This is a genomic window from Pseudomonas sp. MF08831 (assembly GCF_059862645.1).
Genome location: NZ_JCBCUX010000004.1, coordinates 543,888 through 564,603 on the forward strand (window position 1 = coordinate 543,888; position 20,716 = coordinate 564,603).

Sequence of the window (20,716 nt, forward strand, 5' to 3'; positions counted from 1 at the left end):
GGTGTACGTTCAATCATCGAACGTGTCCAGGCCATTAGCCCAAAGAGCCTGGATCATGCCTGTCGTATGCCCATCAATTGCGCCCCAGAAGTTACGACCTTTGGCACTGAGCCTCCTGCTGGCGTGCGGGCCAAGCGTGGCGCTGGATACCGGCAGCATCACGTCCTCGGTGTTGTCGCCAAATTGCCTCGCCTACAGGGTCGTCGGCATTTGTTTCTGGCTGCTCTGCACGCCCTTCGGCTGCAAAGTCAAAACCTCGACCAAGGTGCGTCATTTCATTCCTGAGCTGGTGGTCTCGAGCTACGCCACTACGGGCAATAATCCATGGTCCGAGATGGCCACCCTCTCCTCTCCCATTGGCGGTGCGGAAGGTGGCGGCAACCTGATCACGCCGAACAGCCACCGCGACAACCTGCCTCGCTTCAAAAACGTTGATGGCATCGGTCATCCAGGTGGCTGGGCCGCCACTCAACTGGCCTCGCATTCCGGCTACGCCTGCGCCAGCGGCGCTACTGCGTTCATGCCCTACTACCTGAGCACCCTGGACTCGCTGGCCTGGCGCCATGGCATACCGGAAAGTCTTTACCCCGAGTCGCTCATGCCGGGGATCCGTGAAATCGGTCGGCAGGCCTTGGGAAACATGTGGGGCAACGTCTATCCCCGGCAGGGTTTTCTGGTACAGCCCGACGATTTCAAGGCGGCCGCGGTGATGGCGCAACGGGCCGGCGATGTCATCACCCGTAACGGGCAACCACATGTGTACTTGCCGCTCACACCCGCACCACGCGACGGCTACTGGCCGCCGGGTCCGATCGTTGAAAACGATGCTTCAACCCACAAATGGCAGTTGCTCTCCCCCCAGATTCAGCCCACGTGTGCCATCTTCCCCAGCGATCCGGTGCAGAGCGCTGATGGCGGCTACGCCTGGGCGCTGTGGCGCCCCTATAGCTGTTGCAAACGTGAGGGACAGACCTTCCTGTTCAGCATCGACTTCGAAGGTGGTGTTTCATGAGTCGGCTTCTCGCACGACCATGGCTGGGCCCGATGAGTCTGTTGCTCTGCGGACTGCTCTCCATTGCCACGCATGCCCACGCCGCCGAGGGCGATTACCGCCTGGGTACTCACGGCGAAGTGCTCGACGACCGGGTGATGTACACCATTGGTGGCGGCTCGGCAGTCGGCTCACCGAGCTCGCTCTACCGACCCAGTGGTCTCGGTGTCGGCGGGTCCTGGCGAGCGAACATGATGTGCGGAAACATGAGCCTCACCAATACCCTGCAAAACCAGCTGAACGGTGCCACTGAGGGTTTCCAGCAGATCATGGGCAGCGTTGTGCAGAACGCGACCCAAGCGGTGATGTCGCTGCCAGCGTTGATCATCCAGCGCGCCAACCCCGGCCTTTATGAGTTGTTGAGCAACGGGGTGATGCAGGGCCGTATCGACTTCGATCGCTCCAAACTGACCTGCCAAGCCATGGCCGAGAAAATGGCGGACAAGGTCGGCCAAGCCGGCTGGGGTGCGCTGGCCAAGAACCAGGAGATGCAGAGTAATCTGGAGCAAACCGGCGGTGATGCAGTGGCCACGGTGAAAAATACCGAGTCCCAAAACGGCAACAATGGGGTGTCCTGGGTCGGCGGTTCGAAGGCTGGTGGGAATGGGCAGACACCCATTCGGGTGACCTCCGACGTAGTGCGCGCGGGCTACAACTTGCTGCATAACCGGACGGTGGCTGACAGTACGTCGATCAGTAGCAGCGACTGTTTGGGTGGAGCCATTTGCCAGACATGGGCTTCGCCCCAGGAGGAATCCGAATGGGCCGTTCGGGTGTTGGGCGAGAGCGAAGTCGCGACCTGCGACAGCTGCGAAACCCTGCGTGCTGCCGCTGGCAGCGGATTGACGCCGCTGATCCAGGAGGCCTACAGCGAACGCCTCAAGGCCCTGCAAGGGCTGCTGTCCGGTTCACTGTCGCCTACCCCTGACAATCTGGCTAAAGCCTCAAGCCCAATACTTCCAGTGACCCGTGGCGTGATCGAAGCCTTGCGCGACGATCCCGACCAGGATCTGCTGGCGCGACGCCTGGCCAGTGAAACGGCCTTGTCCAGCGTGCTCGACAAAGCGTTGCTGCTACTGCGCACCCTGCTGGCAGGCAGTCACGAACCGAACATCGCTTCAGCCGAGCCGGCCCAGACCGCCTTGACGAAAAATATCGACGCCCTGGAGCGCGAAATACGTCTGCTACAAACCGAGCTGCAGGTCCGGCAGATGCTCGCAACCAATACCGCCAGCCTGGTGCTCGATCGACATGCGGGTGGTGCCGATGCTTCGCGTACCGTCGAGCAAGGCGACCCTGAGCCGGGCCGACTCAATGATGCTGACGCTAGGCGCAAGTGAGCCATGAAACGCTCACCGCTATTCACTCTGCTTTCAGGTCTGAGGATTGCCGCGGTGATGATCCTGACCGCCGCACTGGTCGCCTGGATCGGCCGCACTGCGCTGGGTAGTTTCGAGGTCTGGCAGCAGGCATTCGAATCGGCACGACCTTATCTGCGGTGGTGGCGCGCCCTGCTCTACGCCGCCCTCTTTGCGCTCTGGTGGGATCTGCTTCGGCGCTACCGACATCGACCACAGCATCGACTGCGCGTGAAACGCATTGGAGCGTTAGGGCTCGTGCTCTTTACCTGCGTCGAACTCACCCGACTGTGAGGTCACCACCATGCTCATGAGCACCAACAGCTACCTGGAGTTTTACCTCTCTCTGCTGGCCTGGATCATCAACAACGGCCTCTGGAGTGTCCTGTCCGACACCGGGCTATTCGCCGCGCCCTTTGGCGCAATTATCTTGCAGGAATGGTTGTCTGCCCGTCAGCAAGGCGCGGATGAAGGCAACAAGGGACTGCTCTCGGTGCCGCGGATCGAGAACCGGTTGTGGCTGGCCTATATCGTCGTCTTGTTCGGTTGCGCGCCCGTCTTTCCGCTGAGCCTCGCCTCAATGGCGTTCGATGATGCGGCGAGTCAGCGCTGCGGCGTGAGTGTCGCCAAACCGACGGAAACCGCCTGGGGGACCACCTTCAATACTATCGGCGAACGCTCCGCCAACGTACCGATCTGGTGGTTTCTGGTGCATGCCTTGAGCAAAGGGGTAACCGCGGCGGCCACCGCCTCCATCCCCTGCGCACCGGATATCCGACAAATGCGCATGGAGATCGACAGCTCGCGCATCGACAGTCAGGTACTGCTGCAGGAAGTTGCCGACTTCACTCGCGATTGCTATGGTTATTCCCGTTCTCGGCTATTCACCAACCGTCCGCAGTTGGACAAGGCACAAAGTTATGACGCGTCCTGGATCGGCTCAAACTATTTTTTTGACACACCCGGTTACTACGATACGGATCGTTCACGCACACCGCGAGTCAGCTGGCCGTATGACGAAAGCCGAGATGTTTCCTTACCTCGGCTGGAGAATGGCGCGGGCTATCCCACCTGCAAGCAGTGGTGGAGCGATAGCGGTGTTGGCTTGCGCGAACGTTTGATCCAGCAAGTCGATCCTTCGCTGCTGACTCAGCTGAAAGGTTGGTTGACTGGCCGTTCGAGCAACGAGATCGAGGATGCCACCCTGCGCGAACTGGTCAGCCCGCGCCAGCAATCGATGTCCATGTCGCCCGGACAGGTCTACCAGGACTATGGCTCCAGTGCTCGCGGCGGGTCGATCAATCAGGGGCTCAATAATCTCGCCACCAATACCGGGCTAGCCCTTGGCTCCTTCAGCAACTTCCCGGCGATGAATGCGTTACGCGCCGCTCTACCGATGGTGCAGGCTTTCCTGATCATGGGTGTCATCATCAGCTTGCCGCTGATTCTGTTGGTCAGTACCTACCAGTTGAAGACCGTCATGACGGTGACGTTTGCGCTGTTCACCTTGCACATGCTGAGCTTCTGGTGGGAACTAGCCCGCTGGGTCGACTCCAGCATGCTCGACACCTTGTACAACCAAGTTTCGGCTTCCAATCAAGTGCTGTTATCGCTGCCCACATCCGGCTTCATGGAGGGAACCGTCACGGCACAGGTGATCGAGTATGTGATGGGGGCGATGTTCATCGTGCTACCGATGCTGTTTCTAGGGGCCATGAGCTGGGCAGGATATTCAGTCGGCAACGGGATTCAAGGCATGTTGGCGAACGGTAGCAAAGCCGCAAGTGATTCAGCGAGCAAAGGTACGGATCAAATATTGGGGGCTACTAAGCGCTCAATTAGATGACTTGCTGTCGCCTATATAATGCCCATTGTCATCGAAGTCACCAATGTAGAGATCAGCACCCAAGTAGTCTGGCCCTGGACTTTCCTCTTGATGATCGGAACCAACAAAAGCCCTGAACCATATCAAAGTGATGACAGCCAACATCATCATAAAAAAAGTAACCAGCCAAACGCTGACAAGGAGCAAACCTCCGATCAATGCCAGCTTGGCAATCAGAAAGCTCCCGCGAACGAGTAATTTACCCGCAGGCATACCTGCCGTCACCGCACGCTCCGCCAGGTGGGACTCAAACGCTTTCAATTTGCGATAACCACGCTTTACCGACATGCCACAGGCGTACGCCCAGCGGAGGGCACGTGAATTCTGAACAGGGTTCTGAGTCGGCATGTTCTCGCCCTCTTCTGAGCGTTTTCATGATTGAGACAGGAGTAACAGCCTACTACTGAAAACTGTCCGTGCTTGACCGTTTATCAGCTTGCCCAGCCAAAAAATCTTCACTGGAAGATAGAAGACGAACATCAGGGCACAGCTTTTCTTCGGAGGTTGACCCGTATAAATCGCTACGCTAAATACAAGGTACGGATCGCTGTTATCGACAGCACCTTCCCAGGCAGCCAGAACCTTCAAGGCTACGTCACTTCGGTGATGGTTCTTCCCCAAGTGCGATGAGCGTTCGGTGGCTCGCACGGTCACCGTTTCTACGGTGATGAACGCCTACTGCTCTTTTGAGCGTCTTCCGAGCTCCGCTCGCCAGGCAAACCTTCTTGTTTTTCTTCAACCCACCGCGGGGAAATTCTCTCCCGCACGGGCAGGTTTCTTCGCGTTTTCAACGGAGGCACACCATGTCCGACCCACTTACGCCGGAAGCACTGAACACCCTACAGTTACCCATTGTGTTCACGCCTGGCGCGTGGCAACGCGCAGTACTGCTCGAGCGCTCAGGTCATCCTGAGAAGCTGCAGGTCGATCGCCTGAGCAACGTATTGCGCGCAGCCTTCGAGGCTCACCTGGCCCATCCACACGAGCCCTATGTGCTGTTCGAGGTAGCCCACATCGCGTCAACCGGTCATCCACGCCAAAACCCGTTGCTGCAACTAAACCTTAGCCTGCTCCTCGAGCCAGACCAGCCTAACGCCTTACTGATAGCGCTCGCAGAAGAGCATCAGCGCTAAGTGCATATGGCCGTACTCGGCACCCACATCCACAGTCGGAGCGCTTGCAAGACCTGCATCAATCCAACCCATCACCCACCGGGGAACCCTCCCCGACGGGCAAGGCGTTCCTCCGTTGTTGAGGAACATGCCATGCGCGATATCTACCAAGACGTGACTGACAAAATCGTTACCGCGTTAGACCAAGGCGTTGCTCCCTGGATCAAACCCTGGTCCTCAAGTGGCTCAGCTTACGTCGGCAATCATCAACCCTACCCCATCAACGCCATCACGCTTCGTCCCTATTCGGGTATCAACTTGCCACTGCTCTGGGCCGAAGCCAGGTTGCAGGGATTCACTCAAGATCGTTGGCTGACCTTCAACCAAGCCAGAAAGGCCGGTGGGCACATCCGTAAGGGTGAGCACAGCACCCTGGCGGTACTCTACAAGCCGATGGAGCGCGAGGAACAGACCGAGTCAGGCCAACCCGTACTCGATGAACACGGTCAGCCCAAGGTCGCTAACTTTGGCATTCTCAGGACGCATTTTCTATTCAACATCGAGCAAACAGAGGGGCTCGAAACGCTCAATGAAACCCTGCTCGAGACAGAACCGACCGATCCCTTCCTGGCCAACAGCGTTGCGGAAAATCTGCTGCTCAGTTCCGGGGCGAAAATCGTTCATCGATCTGCCGACGAAGCCTTTTACCACCCGATCAGGGATCTCATCCAACTGCCGACAAAAGCGCAATTTCACGATGAAGGTGGGTATTACGCCACCGCACTTCACGAGCTGACGCACTGGACCGGGCATCGCACTCGGTTGCAGCGCGAAGGCGTGACGTCAGTCTGTCCGTTTGGCTCGCCAGGCTACGCGTTTGAGGAGTTGATCGCGGAAATGGGCGCGGCGTTTTTATGTGCCTACTCCGGTATACAGGGAGAGCTTCGGCACGAGGGCTACATCGACTCCTGGCTCGGTCTGCTCAAGGCAGACAAGCGCGCGATCTTTCGCGCCAGTGGTCACGCCCGAAGCGCATCGGAGTATGTACTCGACTTGGAGCAGCAACTGAAGCAAGCGGTCATGGATGACTCGCCTTGCATGAACGATGGAGCTTAATCGATACCTCACCGTTGCAAACGCTTCAAAGGGCCTGACACGAGTTGGGCCCTTTTTTATGCTCAGAAGAAAGGCTCCATGCCGCGGGACTCTGGCGCAAAGAACAAGAGAGGCGCGCACACCAGCAGCCTGTCATTCCGCATCCAGGTTCTGCGCCAGAAAATCCACCAGCTCGAGTGGTCTCCGGCTGTCGATCACCTTGTAGATCAGATCGCGCTTACTGCGTGGCAACTTCTTGACCACGCTCCTCGCCGAGGCCCTGACGGCTTCGTCTGTCCCATGGATACGTGCCGCAAGGAGCAGCACCAGCGTGGCGTCAGTCAGATTCATGGCAAGCCCCGAGAAAATTCGCACCGCAGTGTACCGACTCTTGTCTTTTCCGTACCAGCCCTCCAACAAAATGATGCCCAGCCGTATCAATATTCCGATTGCGGCACAAAGGGACACGAGCCAAAAGGACAGGTAAGGGTTGGAAGGGAATGGGGATTCAAGGGTAAGAGCCCTATCCGAAAAGGCTAAAGGGCCACTGACCCTGTCACTTCCCGGAGGTCACGATGCTCAGTCTGTTTCGCCACAAAAAGCAGAAGCCTCCTCCACCACCGACCGTCAACGTCGCCGACGGTTACCTGCCCATCGAGTCGGTCCACAGCTTGTTAGCCGCGGAGCACCGCCGCCAGTTGCTCGATCGCATCTGGCAGTACACCGCCCTCTCCCACGCCCAATTCGCCCAGCTCTACTTAAATCCGATCCGTCGCTACGCCGAACAGGTCCAGCAACTCCCGGCCAGCGAGACGCACCACCATGCGTATCTCGGCGGCATGCTCGACCATGGCCTGGAGCTGGTCGCTTGCAGTTTGAAACTGCGTCAGTCGTATCTGCTTCCCACTGGCGCCGCGCCCGAAGACCAGGCCGCTCAGACCGACGCTTGGTCCGCTGGCATCGCCTATGGCGCCCTGCTCCATGACATCGGCAAGATCGCCGTGGACCTGCAGGTCGAATGCCAGGATGGCCGGCTTTGGCATCCTTGGCAGGGTCCCCTGGATCAGCCCTACCGTTTTCGTTACATCAAAGGTCGTGACTACCACCTGCACGGTGCCGCCGCAGGCTTGCTCTATACCCAAATTCTCGACCGCCCGATCCTGGACTGGCTCAGTGGATTTCCGTCGCTGTGGGCCAGTCTGCTGTATGTCCTGGCCGGTCAGTATGAACATGCTGGTGTGCTGGGCGAACTGGTGATTCAAGCCGACCGAGTCTCCACCACACAGAACATTGGCGGCAACCCAAGCAAGGCGCTACAAGCGCCGATTCATTCGCTGCAACATCACTTGATCAGCGGACTGCGTCATCTGGTTCAGCACGAGCTGAAACTCAACCAGCCGGGTGCCGCGGGTTGGTTGACTCAAGACACACTGTGGCTGGTCAGCAAGACGGTCACGGACAAGCTGCGAGCCTATCTGCTGTCGCAATCGATTGAGGGCATTCCCTCATCCAACATCGCTGTGTTCGACGAGCTGCAATCGCATGGGCTGGTCGAGTCGACCCCGGAAGGCAAAGCCATCTGGACCGCTATTGTCGCGCAGGGAAACTGGCAGCAGAGCTTTACCTTTCTGCGCCTTCAACCGGCGTTGATTTGGGGGAGCGAAGAGCGGCCTGAGGCTTTCCGCGGAATGGTGAGCGTTGCAGTCGATGAGCACCCGACTGACGCACCAGTATCATCACCAGCACCCAAGGCAGGCGGAACAGGATCGCATCAAAAACAATCGATGGAAGATCCAATGGCGATGGAAGATGCCGACTACCTCGGAACGTTGCTGGATATGTTCGAAATGGGAGAAGCCGAGGTGCGTGATACGCCGTCAGAAAATGCTCTCGAAGTCTCAGCCCCCCCTTTGGACAACCCAGGTCAGGCTTTCCTGAATTGGGTCAAGGAAGGCATCCAGAACCACAAGCTGATCATCAACGACAGCAAGGCTAAAATCCACACGGTGAGCGGCACCGTGCTATTGGTCACACCAGGTCTCTTCCAACGCTACGCGCGGGAGTTTCCTGGTATCTCACAGGAATCCGATCAAGAGATTGAAGAATGGCGTTGGGTGCAGAAGCAGTTCGAAAAACTGAAGGTCCACAGGAAACGGGACGATGGCTTGAACATCTGGATCTGTCAGGTCGAAGGTCCTCGGAAGAAAGCAAGACTCAAAGGTTATTTGCTAGAAAAGCCGGAACTGCTGTTCGAAACGATGCCTGCCGACAATCCTTTTCTTAAGGTCGAAAAAGCTTAAATTTCCGTAGCATCCCATTGGAGCTCGACACGCAGAATCGACTCTGGGGTGCACTCGCCACTGAACCGCTCTCTTGCCGCTCCCCGGCGGCTCATAGCGTTCGATGATGGATTGGATGCAGTGAACACCGAAAACCCCACCCTGTCAGACCTTTCCGCTCCACTCGGACTGTATTCGTCCGGGACGTTTGGGACAGAAGCGCCTGCATAGCGTGCGACCTCAAGCTGGAGCACACCTGAACGGTTCATAACCAGCTTGCTACGTGCAGACTGTTGTTTCGCAAGATTCCCTGCAGCTCGACTGAAGTCCCGCCATTATCTCTAAGCACGTCGCAAACCGATGCAGCAAACCCCGCGATAACGCGCAGACCCTCTTATTGAAACAACTACTACCACCGATTGGTAACGATCCAGTGGGCTGTCAGGGTAACGCGTTTTCATATGAAGCCGAGTTGATATGATCACTCCTAGGTCGTCACACTGTCCCCACAGTGTGCCCGCGCACTCAAGACCCCGGATTGCTTTACCTCATGGATTGAACAACGTCCGTCATCACGGACAGTACGGATAGTTGAGAGGCATAATGAGAGAGTCAACCAACACCATGACCTCAGGAGAGGGCGAACGCAACGCGCAACGCGGATTCGTTCAACAGTATCAATCCGGCGCAGCAGCCATCTATGCCGCGTTAGATAAAGACCAGTTGAATTGGGTTGGTCTAGCTGATCGTAGCGCAGGTATTGCTGACGATCTCGTACTAGGCCTTCCGGGAAAGGCAGTTGGTCACCAATTCAAGACCTCCACGTTCCCCAAAGCTTTCCAGATTGAAGCCCTGCTGCTTGGCGCAGAAGGCATGTTGCTGAAGCTGGTGACCGCATGGACGAGTCTGCGCCAATCCCATGGTGAGGCCTTGACAGAAGTTCGCTTCGTTACCAACGACATACCCACCACCAATGATCACTTGTTAAGCGACAAGGACGATCACAGCGCTGCTTTCTTGCGAGAGTTCGAGCTTTACCACAGCCGCACCTTATCCGAATGGAAAGCCACCCGCTGGCAGCCCTTCATTGACAAGCTTGCGGCGGCGTCGAAACTCCCTGTCGCGGATTTCGAGACGTTCCTACATGCAGTCCATTTTCTAACGGGATCAGCCGCTGACTTCATCTTGCGCCATCGCCTGTCGTCAGAGTCGTTAAAGCTAGTCCAGCAAATTGCCTCAAAGCTCCCCGACTTGGTCGCCGATCGGCGCAATAAGGATCGTTGGAGCCGCGCCGAGCTGCTTGCAGAACTTGGCTGGAAGGATCGCTTCATCGTGCACCGCCCCCACCAGTTCCCTATTGGCGAGCACGTTCAGCGTAATCGCAAAACCGAACAACAACTTCTCGAATGCATTGACCGACTGGACCACGGATACCTGGCCCTTGTCGGCCCTCCAGGAGCTGGTAAGTCCACCCTACTCCAATCGGCACTCAGTGGCGGGCCGACGCTGCAGCTGGTGCGATACCTTGCCTACATGCCTGGCGAAGGCCAAGGCATTGGCCGCGCCGAAGCCGATAACTTCCTCGACGATCTCAACACTCAGCTTAGGCAAAGTGGCTTGGCGGGACGCTTGGCCCGCAACAACACCCTTCAAGAGCGACAGCTAGAGCTTGAGCAACTGCTGCGCCAAGCTGGAGACCGTTATCGCGATGAAGGCATCCGCACACTGATCATCGTCGATGGATTGGATCACATCCCCCGAGAAGAGCACCCTGCTCGCTCACTGCTGGCAGAGCTGCCACTCCCAGAGGCGTTGCCAGCTGGCGTATTGATCCTACTCGGAACCCAGCGACTGGAACTGACTAGCCTGAAGCATCAGGTTCGGGAACAAGCCTCCCTGGCGGATCGTAATATTCAGATCGCACCGCTCTCACCAGAAGCCGTCAGCGAGATGGCACTGAAGCTTGGGTTGGACAAAGCCGTGCCCCGACCTAGCATCTATGAGCTTTGCCAGGGACACCCTCTAGTAGCGCGGTACTTGATAGAAGCTCTGCGTCAAGCAGACGTAGCTCGTCGGGAAGCACTGTTAAACGGGGCCTTCAGCTTTGAAGGCGACATTGAGCGTGTCTACAAGGCGGCATGGCGCGAAATTTCCGATGATGCAGACGCGAGAAAGGTCATCGATTTTATTGCACGTGCTGAAGGTCCAATCCCACCCGAATTGCTGGCAGTAGCCACGTCAGAGCACGCTGTAGAAACGGCATTGAGATCGACGAGCCATCTACTCAGCCAGACCACTCACGGCTGGAGTGTGTTCCACAATAGCTTCCGCCTGTTTGTACTGGAACAACCCAAACTTCGCTTTGGGAAACTTGACCCAGACTATGCACCATCCATCTATTGCAAGCTGGCGGAGCTCGCCCGCTTTGCAGAATCCGATAACCCGCAACGCTGGCTCGAGTTGAGGTACCTGGCACGCGCCGAGCTACACCAGGACGTACTCAGGCTGGCACAGCCGCGCCGATTCAGGCATCAACTGGCAGATTCACGCCCAGCGACTGAGATCCAAGGTGACATTCGCCTGGCATTGATTTGTGCCAAGCACGAGCCAGACGCATCTGCGGTCTTTCGTCTGCTGCTCGCACGAGATGAAATGGAACGCCGCTGCTCCGCAATTGAGTACGCCCCTGCAGTTGTCGATGCGCTGCAGGCGCTCGGCGATATTGATGGAGTCCGAACGATGGCAGAGGGACAAATCGGCGACCACTACAAGGCTATTGATGTGCTTCTTGTAGCGGGCGAAATCGATAGTGCCAAGGCTCTATTCAATAAGATTGACCCCTTCTCCAAGGATTCACAGCCGTCCCCTATTCACTCAGATTTGGAAGAGTGGGCACAGCGGGTCTTCCACTTTCGGGACGCGGAACAGATAGAGACATGTTTGGCGAAGTTGACCGCCACCGAAGGCGGACACGGGCTGGACGTTGAGGACATCACCACACTTCGCTGCAACGTCGCCCGTTCGGCCATGCTCGCCGATCCTGATAGCGACCCATCGCTCACGGCAAGGCAGCTTGGTGTCAGTGACTCTGAACTGCCCTACCTGTTGATCGAAGCCGGCCTACGCGCATACGATCACCGAGAACTTGATAGAGCACACACATTTGTCGACGCAGCGCATACACATCCAAGCTTCCCAGGCATTGCTAGTGGCATGCGTAGGCAATTGGCGACCCTCGCCCTACGCCTCGGTAACGAAACAGTGTCCACCACGATTTTTGAAGGACTGGAAACTCCATCCATCGCATTAATGGATGACGCCATCGGGGAGCATAATGCGGAGAACATCACCCATGCAGTCATACAGCACGCAGCACTCGCCTCAGCACTTAGGCTACCCGTTACCAATACCGCAAAGTCGAAGAGTCCGGTACTGAGACCACTGCAGCACCATGCCAACACAATTGGCATGCTGCTGGGTCGAGCACTTACAGGTCATGAAATCACGCCAGGTGAAGTCATTCAGGCGACTCAAGCTCTGCTTGGCTTTCTCGACAATGCTCGCGCGGCGAGTTCTAGTGAATTCTATGCGACCCATCAACTGAACAACATTGATCCGATCTTGAGCCGGATGATGATTCGGATCGCCTCAATGTGTGGCGAGCAAGAATTCAAAGCAGTGGTGCAACTGTTTGACTCGTCATTTGCCAATAGAAAGGGGACCGCCAAGCAGAACATTCCTTCCCGAAGAGCGGCGATTGAAGAGATTTTTCACAGCAATGGCGATATGCAAGCAGCCTTCGATCGACTGGAAGACCTTTTGGGTGTGATCCACGGTAATACCCCTGAAGAACACATCGATCTGATCGCAGGCCTGGCAAAACTGTTCGCTGAGATGGGCAACACCGAACGCGCCCGCGAACTGTTGCAACAGCTGCATACCAACACGCTTGGCTATGCCCTGCCGGCCAAAAAAGATCCACAATACTCTTTGTGGGGAGATCTTCTAGAATGCGCCAACCATCAGGATCCTGCTGGTCGCGCGCAGCGTGTAGTCCTTATGCTAAAACAGCTTGCTGGCATGACCCTGACGGAGGGCCGTGATGCCGCTCATCGTTTGGCCTCCAGAGCGCTGTCAGAGGCGGCGTTGTGCGATTCTGCACTCGGGTATCGCGCCGCCAAAGTACTCACCTCAGAGGGGCTTTTGAGCTGGGATCGCGCTATCAATGCGCTGATGATCGGAGTAGTCCGACGAAATCCAGAATTGGCCGCGTCATGCGCGGTCACTTGGCGATCACTTGCCCTTCCTTTCTACACTGAACCGTACTACCGGGAGGATCAAACTGGCGAGTTCGTCAGCCAAGTCGTTGCCATTGCTCCAGAAACAGACCTTTCCGCGGTTGTTGGAACCCTGCTGGATGGTGTTGAGATTCACAGCACGAGCGCAGCACGAGTCAGGTTGCTTCAGCGCCTTGTCGCGGCGCTGAAGCAAATGGGAATCAACAACGAGCGTGCCCATGATGCACTGCGTCGTTGGCAAGCTGAGACACCCATACCTCATGATAGGGGCACGCCAGGAAAGTACGATGACATTGGCTCATTGAGCCTCCTTGATGATGAGCTTAGCCGCGACAAAGCTCCGAGCTACGACTCTGCCCGCGCATTCTCGCGCCTCTTGGATACCGCAACACTGGAAGAAGCGACTGCTATTTTTGAACGCTGGCCCTCCATCCAACGCGACAGTCATGCCCGCTTCTCACTGATCGAACGAGCGCTTGCCGAAGATGACAAGACACTGGCTAGGCGTCTGGTGAATGATAGCCAGAGCCATGACGATGGTCGCCCTGGCTGGAGCTACTGGAGAGGCGCAGCGAAGCTAAAGTACTTTCGAGCACTCATTGAGCTTGATGGATCAAAGGTGCATAAAGAAGCCTACGCAGACTTGCTCGAGGAACTCATTACCGCGCCGGACAATTCATCCCCGATCCTGTTTGACAGTAAGGATGTGCTGTCGACTATCTGCGCAACGCCAAATTGGGCAGCAGTGTGGGAGCTTCTTGCCGAACAACTTGCAACGACCAGAGAGCATTCGCTCGCTCAGATTAACCTTCCAACGCAGGCCCCTGAATCTGATGAAGCACTGATTGCGGCGCTGTTCCAATGGTCCTTTTCCCTTTCTGCCATTGAACTGACAAATCTTGCCCGCGCTGGTGCCCTGCAGCTATCGAGGGCACCTCAAGGCAGGGCGGCCTTTCATTTACTGGTAGACGCCCTATTGGAAGGCAACGCGGATGAGCCAGCGGAGGCGCTTCAGCTACTTCTGCGCGACACGCACGCTACTGCGACGGATTGGGCCGAGCGGATTTCGCCGTTGGTAAATGATCCGGACTACGTAGTGGCGGTCTTTGCAGGTTGTCTTCTGGATCGTTGGGGAAATGCCTGGGCAATGACACGACAGGAGCTACCATTTTTCTATCGTTTGCAGATGCCTGCCAGCAAGGGTGAACTCGAACCCTCGTTTCTGACCGACCCCTCGTCCGGGGCGATGCGTGTGAACGACCCACTCGGATGGACAGCTGCACTCACCTCTCAAGTCGATGACCTGGCCCGAACCGGCATCTCAATGGCAACCATCCGCCATCGCTGCTACTTCCTGATCGAGTCATGGGGTGGGCTGGAGGCATTTGGCCAATCCGAGACAACACGCTTGCAATCCGGGCTGTCTAAAGTGGACATGAAGATCACCTTCTTTAGACCGCATATGCTCGCAGCGCTCAGAGCGCTTCGCCATGTTGCGGGAGAGCTTCGTCTGGCAGGACAAGTGGGGGCTCCCGCCATCCCCAATTTGCTCTATGGCATGAACTATCAAGCCGACACGCCACCGCTCATTGGTCCGACGGTGCGACCAGCCTTCATGCCACGTCCTTTCGCGCACCATGACGCAGGATGGCATTCGGGGGAGATGCAGTGGCTGGATGAGACTGAACTCGACCTTTCGCCGCTGATGGATAACGGCGACTCTGTCATTGCCGAGATATCTCATTTTTACTGCCGTTTTGTGAGACGCAACCTTGAAATGACAAGGGCAAGAGCGCCGTTCTTTGCCGACAAGGAACGCAGGGCGAGTACGGGCTACTCACTTCCCGGCGCCCTGTGGATTGAAGGAGTGTGGGCGCCTGAAGAGCCATCTCCGACTATTGTCCGTAGGGTGTCGATCAGTCGCATACCTAGTTATCCAGAGCATTTCTTGGTGCTGTGCCCTGAGTGGCTGCAGCGTCTGGAGTGGCAACATGATCCAGACAATTGGATGAACTACATTGATCAGGTCGGCGAATGCGTTGCGAAACTAATCTGGTGGCGTGATGGCGCCTCGCTGGATGTTGATCAAGATCAATTCTGGGGAGAAGGAGTCGCGCTCGTCGTTACGTCGAAGGGTCGCAAAGCTCTAGAAGACGTTGCAGGTCCTCTTGATATCTGGGTACACGCTTGTCGCTCAGTGGACGGTGATAAACCTGCCGAAAGCTACCTGAGCCGAGTCGAGCGATAACCTGCTAACTGGAATAGCCCCGTCAGAACGATGATGGGGCGTTCTTGCTCCTTTACTGCCCCAATCAATCTGTGAGTTCGTTCATAGACCACATTGGTTGCGTCTACACGCAACACGCCACACATGATGCACCCTAAAGCCATGAGCAATGGGCTTATTAGGAACTAGTACTTCGCTTTCGTGGGCTTCCTCTTGGGGACCGCAGGCTTCGATGACGCCATACACTCTGATTTGTGCTGTCCCCAAGCTTTTAGGGCGGGAAATGGGAACTCCTGACCACAGCGTGGGCACGTATGTTTTGCGCTCCAATGAACATCCATTTTTTCGCCTCAATAGTTACCATAACTCAAGAGATCGCTCGGAATGCCCCGTAGTTGCAGCTATAGGGGCGCCCACTCAGAAAATGCAATTCAGTCCTGCCATTCTGACAGACTCTTACAAAATGATGCTAATGTGCCATTCATCAGCACTGCTTAATTAAGAATTCATCTGCGCATTGAAGCGCACGACGTAATGGGGGGCACCGTCCGTTGAGTTCTATTCCCATAGCCAGCGATCGTCAGAGCGCTGTACGACTTCTCGCTTGCATTGATGCTGGCTCCACAGACGTCATCAATCAATCTTGGGGAACCGATGTCGTCGCAACGTTGCGTGCTCAGTCTCGTCTTCAGGCCTTGGATTTCTGGATGCGAAATCCCGACTATCTTGCCAACGAATTGCTCACGGAGTTTGAAGCTGGAGGCGATCCGGCATCATTAGTTCTGGCGCAAAAAATACTTGATTCCCGAGAGCCCGATCTGCGTCGTGTCCCGATGATCCGCTATCGCTTTGGTGCTTTTGAACCGTTAGACAACGCACTATCGATTCTGCGCGCTGCCGAGTTTATCAGGATCAAACGTCAAGGCTCTCCCGGCAAGGTACAAGAGCATATCTACCTGCTGACGCTTAAAGGTAGATATGCCATGAACGAGCTGTCGGAAATGGCTGAGGAGATCGCCTGGTACAGAGATAGGGCCTGCGTGGTAGCCCGGATAGCCGGTGGCGCGGGAGGTAAGGCACTGAAAGACCGCCAGTACCTTCAGGCCGAGTACGCCGACACCGCACTCAAGCACATCATCGCGCCTATCACAGATCGCGTACGACAACGTTTGGAAGCTCTTTTGCAAGGAAATGCCGCATGACCATGAGTTGGCTTGAAACGGTCGCCAATGACACCGGATTGTCGGTAACAGAGGCAGAATCCCGCCTTCAGCGGCGCGGTGTTTATGTAGATCGGCCTGTAAGGCCCACGCCCAAGATGACCGTATCCGGAATTGCATTCAAGGGCCAGAAGGTGGGAAAGGTCAGCGGCCCCATCGACTTCACCTGGGCAGACTTGAGCTCGGGTGTCTGGGCCGTCACCAGCCATGGCAGCTTAGGAAAGTCCAATCTGGTGGGTAAATCGAGTGTCCTCGAGGTCATCCTATGGTGCTTGCGCGGTGATGCCAAGGACCTACAGGAGGACGTGCGCAGTTGGCTTTCATGGGTCCAGCTCAGCTTCAACCTTGATGATCGTCATCACATCGTCGAGTTTGACGTCAATGATAAAAGACCCAATGGAGTGCTCAAGGTTATTCGCCCCAATGGCATGCCCGAAGTCATTGACCGATTTAGCAGCGATGAAGGATTTGCTGCTGCCATGTCACGATTCATGATGAGCGCTTTTGATCTTCAGTCAATTCCATCCCGCAAGAATAACGATGAAGGCGGCAGCACCGTCTCTCATGGATGGCCAGCCTTGTCTGGGGCACTCTACTTTGGAGGGGATCACAAGGCACTGCTGGGTGACGTCCTGATGGCAGGGCTGCCGGCACGCATGCTCCAACTCTACATTGGCTTGCCATGGGCAAGCACTGTCATGCAAGCAGGCACTGCCAAGAAGGAAATAGAGCAGCAGTTGGCATATGCAAGTCGCACTCACTCCGCCCGAAACGAACAGGGTAAAGAATCGAGAGGTCGAATCACGGTCCAACTTGAGCAAGCCCGCCGTGACCTAGCGTTGCTCAATAGTACAGGCATAACTGCAGAGTCCCTTGACAGGTTGACTGTAAATGCCAGGGAGCTTTCCAACCAGACACTCCAACTGGAGCAGGCAACGCTCGGCGCAGCAGTTGAGCTAGCGGCACTCAGGGGGGTAGCAGATGGCGACCAGCGAGCACTCCGCGACCTGCGAGAAAATCTAGTGACTGCAGCTTTCTTCACCGGCCTGCAGCCGAGCAGCTGTCCTCGCTGCGAGAAAGCCGTGCCCAAGGCACGGATCAAGCGGGAGAGCGTTGAGCAGAGTTGCTCGTTGTGCTCAGAGCCCATCAGCCAAGACGGACAAGACGACAGTTCAGAGCTGCTGGACGAAGCAGAGGCCCGTACAGTCGCTTCGCAAGCCGCTTATCAAGCGGCGAAGGCAATACATCGGGATCTCGAAGCCAAGACCAAGACTGCGTCGCGAAATTTTTCCCTTGCCCAAGAAACGCTAGCAAGTGCAAGTACGAGCAAAAGTTATCAGCAACAGCGGGAGGCTGAACTTCTCGTCGCACGGCTAGAGGGGGAAATGCACGCACACAGCGACCCGACCCCGTCGCCACAACCACCCGAGGATGCAGGGTTGATTGATGTTGCCCTGAAAGAGGCGAAGAAAGCCTTTGATGAAGGCAAGGTCGATCTAATGGATAAACTCAATCAGGAGATACTTCGCCTGGCAAACGAATTCGGTGCGCTCGGGCTTGAATCTATTGAGCTTGGCTCCGACGCGAAGATGGCAGTACGCAAAGGCAATCAGAAATCAGCGTTCAGCAGGCTGACTCCCGGTGAACGTCTCAGGCTGCGCATTGCTACAGCCATCGCGTTGTTACGCGTCGGCCAGAATCTGGGCGTCGGGCGCCACCCTGGCCTGCTGATCATCGACTCACCCGGCTCCGAGGAAACCAGTGAGAATGATCTGGCAAAGCTTCTGACCGAACTTCGGCGAGTAGCCAACGAAACGCAGGGCCTGCAGATTTTCATTGCGAGTGCGAACGCGCCTGCCGTACTCAAGGCGCTTGGGGAAAAGCAGTGTCGTGTGGCTCCGGAAGGCGGCTATGTCTGGTAACCAGCAGCCTTGCTTGCTGGGTGCCATAGAGCAGCACCTGCAATCCGCGACGCCACTGACGATTGCGTCGCTGGGAGGGATGGCAGCCTTGATGGCACAAGCGCAGTCGTTGGTGGAGTCGCCGTATCTTGATGTGCTCGCAGAGTTTGCAAACAGCGCGCTCCCAGATGAGTCGGCTGACATTGACAAGCTGCTGCTTCAAGGATTCGCGGAGTGTCAGGATCCTTGCGCCATACGTTCAGCGGCAGACATCGTCATCTGCAGCCCCCCCCTCCGCCAGCGTATCAGCACCCGACTTGCTAGCGTACTGGAACAACGCATCGAATCTCAGACCACAAAAAAACAGGAGCTGATAGCCGCTTACGCGCTTGAAGCATTGTTCCGCCTGGCTCTGGCATCCAGCATCTCAAAGTTCATACCGCTCAAGATCCTGGCCTGCATCAAATCCAACGCGAACAACCTGTATGCGCAGCATGCGGCAAAACTAGCTGGCGTCGCCCTGTACGCCTGGCAAGAGCCAGAGCTAGTAGTCACCTTGAACGAGTTGCGCAAGATCGAGGATGCAGAGGGTGAGGCAGCCTTTGAACTTGCACTGGTGAGCCTATCCAAGGCTCTGGATGCTGGCTCCCTTGAGGAGATCAACCAGCATCTAGAAATCACTAAGGCTCTTTTGCGAGACGCCCAGGCAGTGGACGAGGACCGAGCTGATGCTGCGGCATATGCGGCAGTCGTAGACATCATTCGAGGATTCTCTACAGGTGCACCAGCGGAGTTCATGAATGAGCGCGCTGAGTCCCTAACCAGAGCCGTTCAAGACCGGAGACTCGCTCTAGGTAATCAGCACCTTCCAGATTGGCTCATGCCTCGAGCGGATCGAGAAATCCAATGGGTACGATTGATGAGATCAGTGCAGCAAGCATGCAGAGACTTAACACGTCCAAGCTGGCTAAAGGCGAGTGCCATCATCGAAAACCTGCTAGCGGTCTTTGATGCTGACCGCACCTTCGAAACCAAAGGTGGACTAGGCCAGCTTTTGCGCCCCCGGATAGAAGCCAGCTTCGTACGGGAGCGCGGGCAGCTAGCCCTTCTTGACGATCTTCTCGCTGAGCCCGACTGGGAGCCAGGACACAAGGATACCGCACGCATCCTTCGTGCTCGCATTGCGCAACTGGAGGTCAATAATGTCGAATTGGGAAAGCCGTCGCCTAACGAAAGCTATCCGATGCTTCAGCAGTTGCTCAGAAGCCCTGAACTTCCGCCCGAGTGGTCTTCCGACGCATTGCATCGCATCGAAACAGCGCTGAATGATCGGTACGACGTATCGAATGATTTCAGCAACCCGGTGGTCCAGCGACTACTCAAGGGGCTCACATCCCACCTAGAGGCCTGTCAAGACTATTCAGGGGAGGTCCGGATCCATTTCAACGAACTCCTTGCTCAAATTGTCCTCTTCTGCAAAACCCGTCAGGATGGGGGAACCAAGGAGCTACGTGATCGAGGTAAGTATCTACGTGATCCAGCGGCAACAGAGTTCCAGCTGCAGCAAGATCTTTGGCAGTGGCTGTCTGGCAACTATCGAAGCTGTGAAATCCTGGACGAAGTAGAAGGTGTTGCAACAGGGCGGGCGGATCTCTATGCCGGATTCGGTGGCCATAGGCTCGTCATCGAGATGAAGCGCCATCATGGACATCTGGACCGAGCGGCTGCGAGAACCTACTGCGATCAAGCCGCTAGCTACCAAAATACGAACGTGAAACTTGGCTTTCTGGGCGTCTTGGAGATTGTGGATCGCAAGGGTCCACCGCCCAGCCTGGAGGAGTGTATCTGGTACGATTCCGTCCTCCCCACAAACAGCAGCATTGTGCGTCACCTTGTTGTTTTCAGAGTGCCAGGAAATCTCAAATCACCTTCGTCGATGTCCCTGAAGACGACCAAACCTAGAAAGAGAGCTGCAAGCCAGTAGCAATGGAAGCAGTGCGCCTACCGTCCTCATCGCAGTACCTTCGGATCACATAGCAGTCGACAGAGAGCTATCTTTCAGAGAAAGATACTTCACCGCCACCCTCCCCTGATGCAACGTATCCGTCCGGCCAACTCACCTTCCGAACTCCAGCATTAAGGACGATGGTGTCCGCGTAAATATGATCTGACCCCGAAATGTTGGACGCCTTCTATGCCCGCCGTGCTTGAGTCCTGTATTCCACAGGGCTCAGGCCACTTAGCTTCAGCCTGATTCGCGAATGATTGTAGTAGTGTATGTAGTCCTCTA

Annotated in this window: 14 protein-coding genes; 11 read left to right on the forward strand and 3 right to left on the reverse strand. The window is 56.3% G+C overall.

Annotation, left to right across the window (positions count from 1 at the left end):
- Positions 1-55: 55 nt before the first annotated feature.
- The 4 genes from AC19YS_RS11655 to AC19YS_RS11670 are packed head-to-tail and all read left to right on the forward strand — an operon-like array spanning position 56 to position 4,255.
- The gene (locus AC19YS_RS11655; protein ID WP_034115542.1) at positions 56-1,012 is read left to right on the forward strand and encodes a TIGR03756 family integrating conjugative element protein; all 957 of its coding nucleotides are present in this window, start codon (positions 56-58) and stop codon (positions 1,010-1,012) included.
- Entirely contained in the window at positions 1,009-2,391 is a 1,383-nt protein-coding gene (locus AC19YS_RS11660; RefSeq protein WP_034115543.1) for an integrating conjugative element protein, read from the forward strand. The genes AC19YS_RS11655 and AC19YS_RS11660 overlap by 4 nt, the downstream gene beginning before the upstream one ends.
- Positions 2,392-2,394: 3 nt before the next feature.
- On the forward strand, positions 2,395-2,703 hold the full coding sequence (locus AC19YS_RS11665) for a hypothetical protein (RefSeq protein WP_034115544.1): 309 nt from the start codon (positions 2,395-2,397) through the stop codon (positions 2,701-2,703).
- 10 nt (positions 2,704-2,713) lie between these two features.
- Positions 2,714-4,255: a conjugal transfer protein TraG N-terminal domain-containing protein gene (locus AC19YS_RS11670; protein ID WP_010567736.1), complete on the forward strand. Its 1,542-nt coding sequence runs from the start codon at positions 2,714-2,716 to the stop codon at positions 4,253-4,255.
- Here AC19YS_RS11670 and AC19YS_RS11675 read toward each other — a convergent pair.
- The gene (locus tag AC19YS_RS11675; protein WP_010567737.1) at positions 4,244-4,642 is read right to left on the reverse strand and encodes a DUF3742 family protein; all 399 of its coding nucleotides are present in this window, start codon (positions 4,640-4,642) and stop codon (positions 4,244-4,246) included. The genes AC19YS_RS11670 and AC19YS_RS11675 overlap by 12 nt on opposite strands.
- A gap of 455 nt (positions 4,643-5,097) precedes the next feature.
- Between AC19YS_RS11675 and AC19YS_RS11680 the strand changes: the two genes are divergently transcribed.
- Positions 5,098-5,427, forward strand: coding sequence for a hypothetical protein (locus AC19YS_RS11680; RefSeq protein ID WP_010567738.1), 330 nt, complete (start codon positions 5,098-5,100; stop codon positions 5,425-5,427).
- 132 nt (positions 5,428-5,559) lie between these two features.
- Positions 5,560-6,522, forward strand: coding sequence for an ArdC family protein (locus AC19YS_RS11685; RefSeq protein WP_010567739.1), 963 nt, complete (start codon positions 5,560-5,562; stop codon positions 6,520-6,522).
- Between the two features lie 132 nt (positions 6,523-6,654).
- On the opposite strand, the gene AC19YS_RS11690 is transcribed toward AC19YS_RS11685, so the two are convergent.
- The gene (locus AC19YS_RS11690; RefSeq protein WP_034113511.1) at positions 6,655-6,852 is read right to left on the reverse strand and encodes a DUF7740 domain-containing protein; all 198 of its coding nucleotides are present in this window, start codon (positions 6,850-6,852) and stop codon (positions 6,655-6,657) included.
- Positions 6,853-7,076: 224 nt separating this feature from the next.
- On the opposite strand from AC19YS_RS11690, the gene mobH reads away from it, so the two are divergent.
- The 5 genes from mobH (at position 7,077) to AC19YS_RS11715 (ending at position 20,410) form a co-directional block, all read left to right on the forward strand.
- Positions 7,077-8,801 carry a MobH family relaxase gene (gene mobH / locus AC19YS_RS11695; protein WP_010567741.1) on the forward strand — a complete coding sequence of 575 codons (1,725 nt, stop codon included), beginning with the start codon at positions 7,077-7,079 and terminating at the stop codon, positions 8,799-8,801.
- Positions 8,802-9,383: 582 nt separating this feature from the next.
- The gene (locus AC19YS_RS11700) at positions 9,384-15,326 is read left to right on the forward strand and encodes an AAA family ATPase (RefSeq protein WP_500601747.1); all 5,943 of its coding nucleotides are present in this window, start codon (positions 9,384-9,386) and stop codon (positions 15,324-15,326) included.
- Positions 15,327-15,856: 530 nt separating this feature from the next.
- On the forward strand, positions 15,857-16,507 hold the full coding sequence (locus AC19YS_RS11705) for a hypothetical protein (RefSeq protein WP_034113479.1): 651 nt from the start codon (positions 15,857-15,859) through the stop codon (positions 16,505-16,507).
- The gene (locus tag AC19YS_RS11710; RefSeq protein ID WP_010567744.1) at positions 16,504-18,447 is read left to right on the forward strand and encodes a coiled-coil domain-containing protein; all 1,944 of its coding nucleotides are present in this window, start codon (positions 16,504-16,506) and stop codon (positions 18,445-18,447) included. The genes AC19YS_RS11705 and AC19YS_RS11710 overlap by 4 nt, the downstream gene beginning before the upstream one ends.
- Positions 18,437-20,410, forward strand: coding sequence for a hypothetical protein (locus AC19YS_RS11715; RefSeq protein WP_034113481.1), 1,974 nt, complete (start codon positions 18,437-18,439; stop codon positions 20,408-20,410). The genes AC19YS_RS11710 and AC19YS_RS11715 overlap by 11 nt, the downstream gene beginning before the upstream one ends.
- A gap of 208 nt (positions 20,411-20,618) precedes the next feature.
- Here AC19YS_RS11715 and AC19YS_RS11720 read toward each other — a convergent pair.
- Positions 20,619-20,716 (reverse strand): IS3 family transposase (locus AC19YS_RS11720; RefSeq protein ID WP_146186410.1); only part of this gene is annotated, 98 nt, incomplete at its 5' end.

Bases quoted from the DNA above. Each gene is read 5' to 3' on its own strand.
- AC19YS_RS11655 (WP_034115542.1), top strand. From the start codon at position 56: ATGCCTGTCGTATGCCCATCAATTGCGCCCCAGAAGTTACGACCTTTG.
- AC19YS_RS11660 (WP_034115543.1), top strand. From the start codon at position 1,009: ATGAGTCGGCTTCTCGCACGACCATGGCTGGGCCCGATGAGTCTGTTG.
- AC19YS_RS11665 (WP_034115544.1), top strand. From the start codon at position 2,395: ATGAAACGCTCACCGCTATTCACTCTGCTTTCAGGTCTGAGGATTGCC.
- AC19YS_RS11670 (WP_010567736.1), top strand. From the start codon at position 2,714: ATGCTCATGAGCACCAACAGCTACCTGGAGTTTTACCTCTCTCTGCTG.
- AC19YS_RS11675 (WP_010567737.1), bottom strand. From the start codon at position 4,642: ATGCCGACTCAGAACCCTGTTCAGAATTCACGTGCCCTCCGCTGGGCG.
- AC19YS_RS11680 (WP_010567738.1), top strand. From the start codon at position 5,098: ATGTCCGACCCACTTACGCCGGAAGCACTGAACACCCTACAGTTACCC.
- AC19YS_RS11685 (WP_010567739.1), top strand. From the start codon at position 5,560: ATGCGCGATATCTACCAAGACGTGACTGACAAAATCGTTACCGCGTTA.
- AC19YS_RS11690 (WP_034113511.1), bottom strand. From the start codon at position 6,852: ATGAATCTGACTGACGCCACGCTGGTGCTGCTCCTTGCGGCACGTATC.
- mobH (WP_010567741.1), top strand. From the start codon at position 7,077: ATGCTCAGTCTGTTTCGCCACAAAAAGCAGAAGCCTCCTCCACCACCG.
- AC19YS_RS11700 (WP_500601747.1), top strand. From the start codon at position 9,384: ATGAGAGAGTCAACCAACACCATGACCTCAGGAGAGGGCGAACGCAAC.
- AC19YS_RS11710 (WP_010567744.1), top strand. From the start codon at position 16,504: ATGACCATGAGTTGGCTTGAAACGGTCGCCAATGACACCGGATTGTCG.
- AC19YS_RS11715 (WP_034113481.1), top strand. From the start codon at position 18,437: ATGTCTGGTAACCAGCAGCCTTGCTTGCTGGGTGCCATAGAGCAGCAC.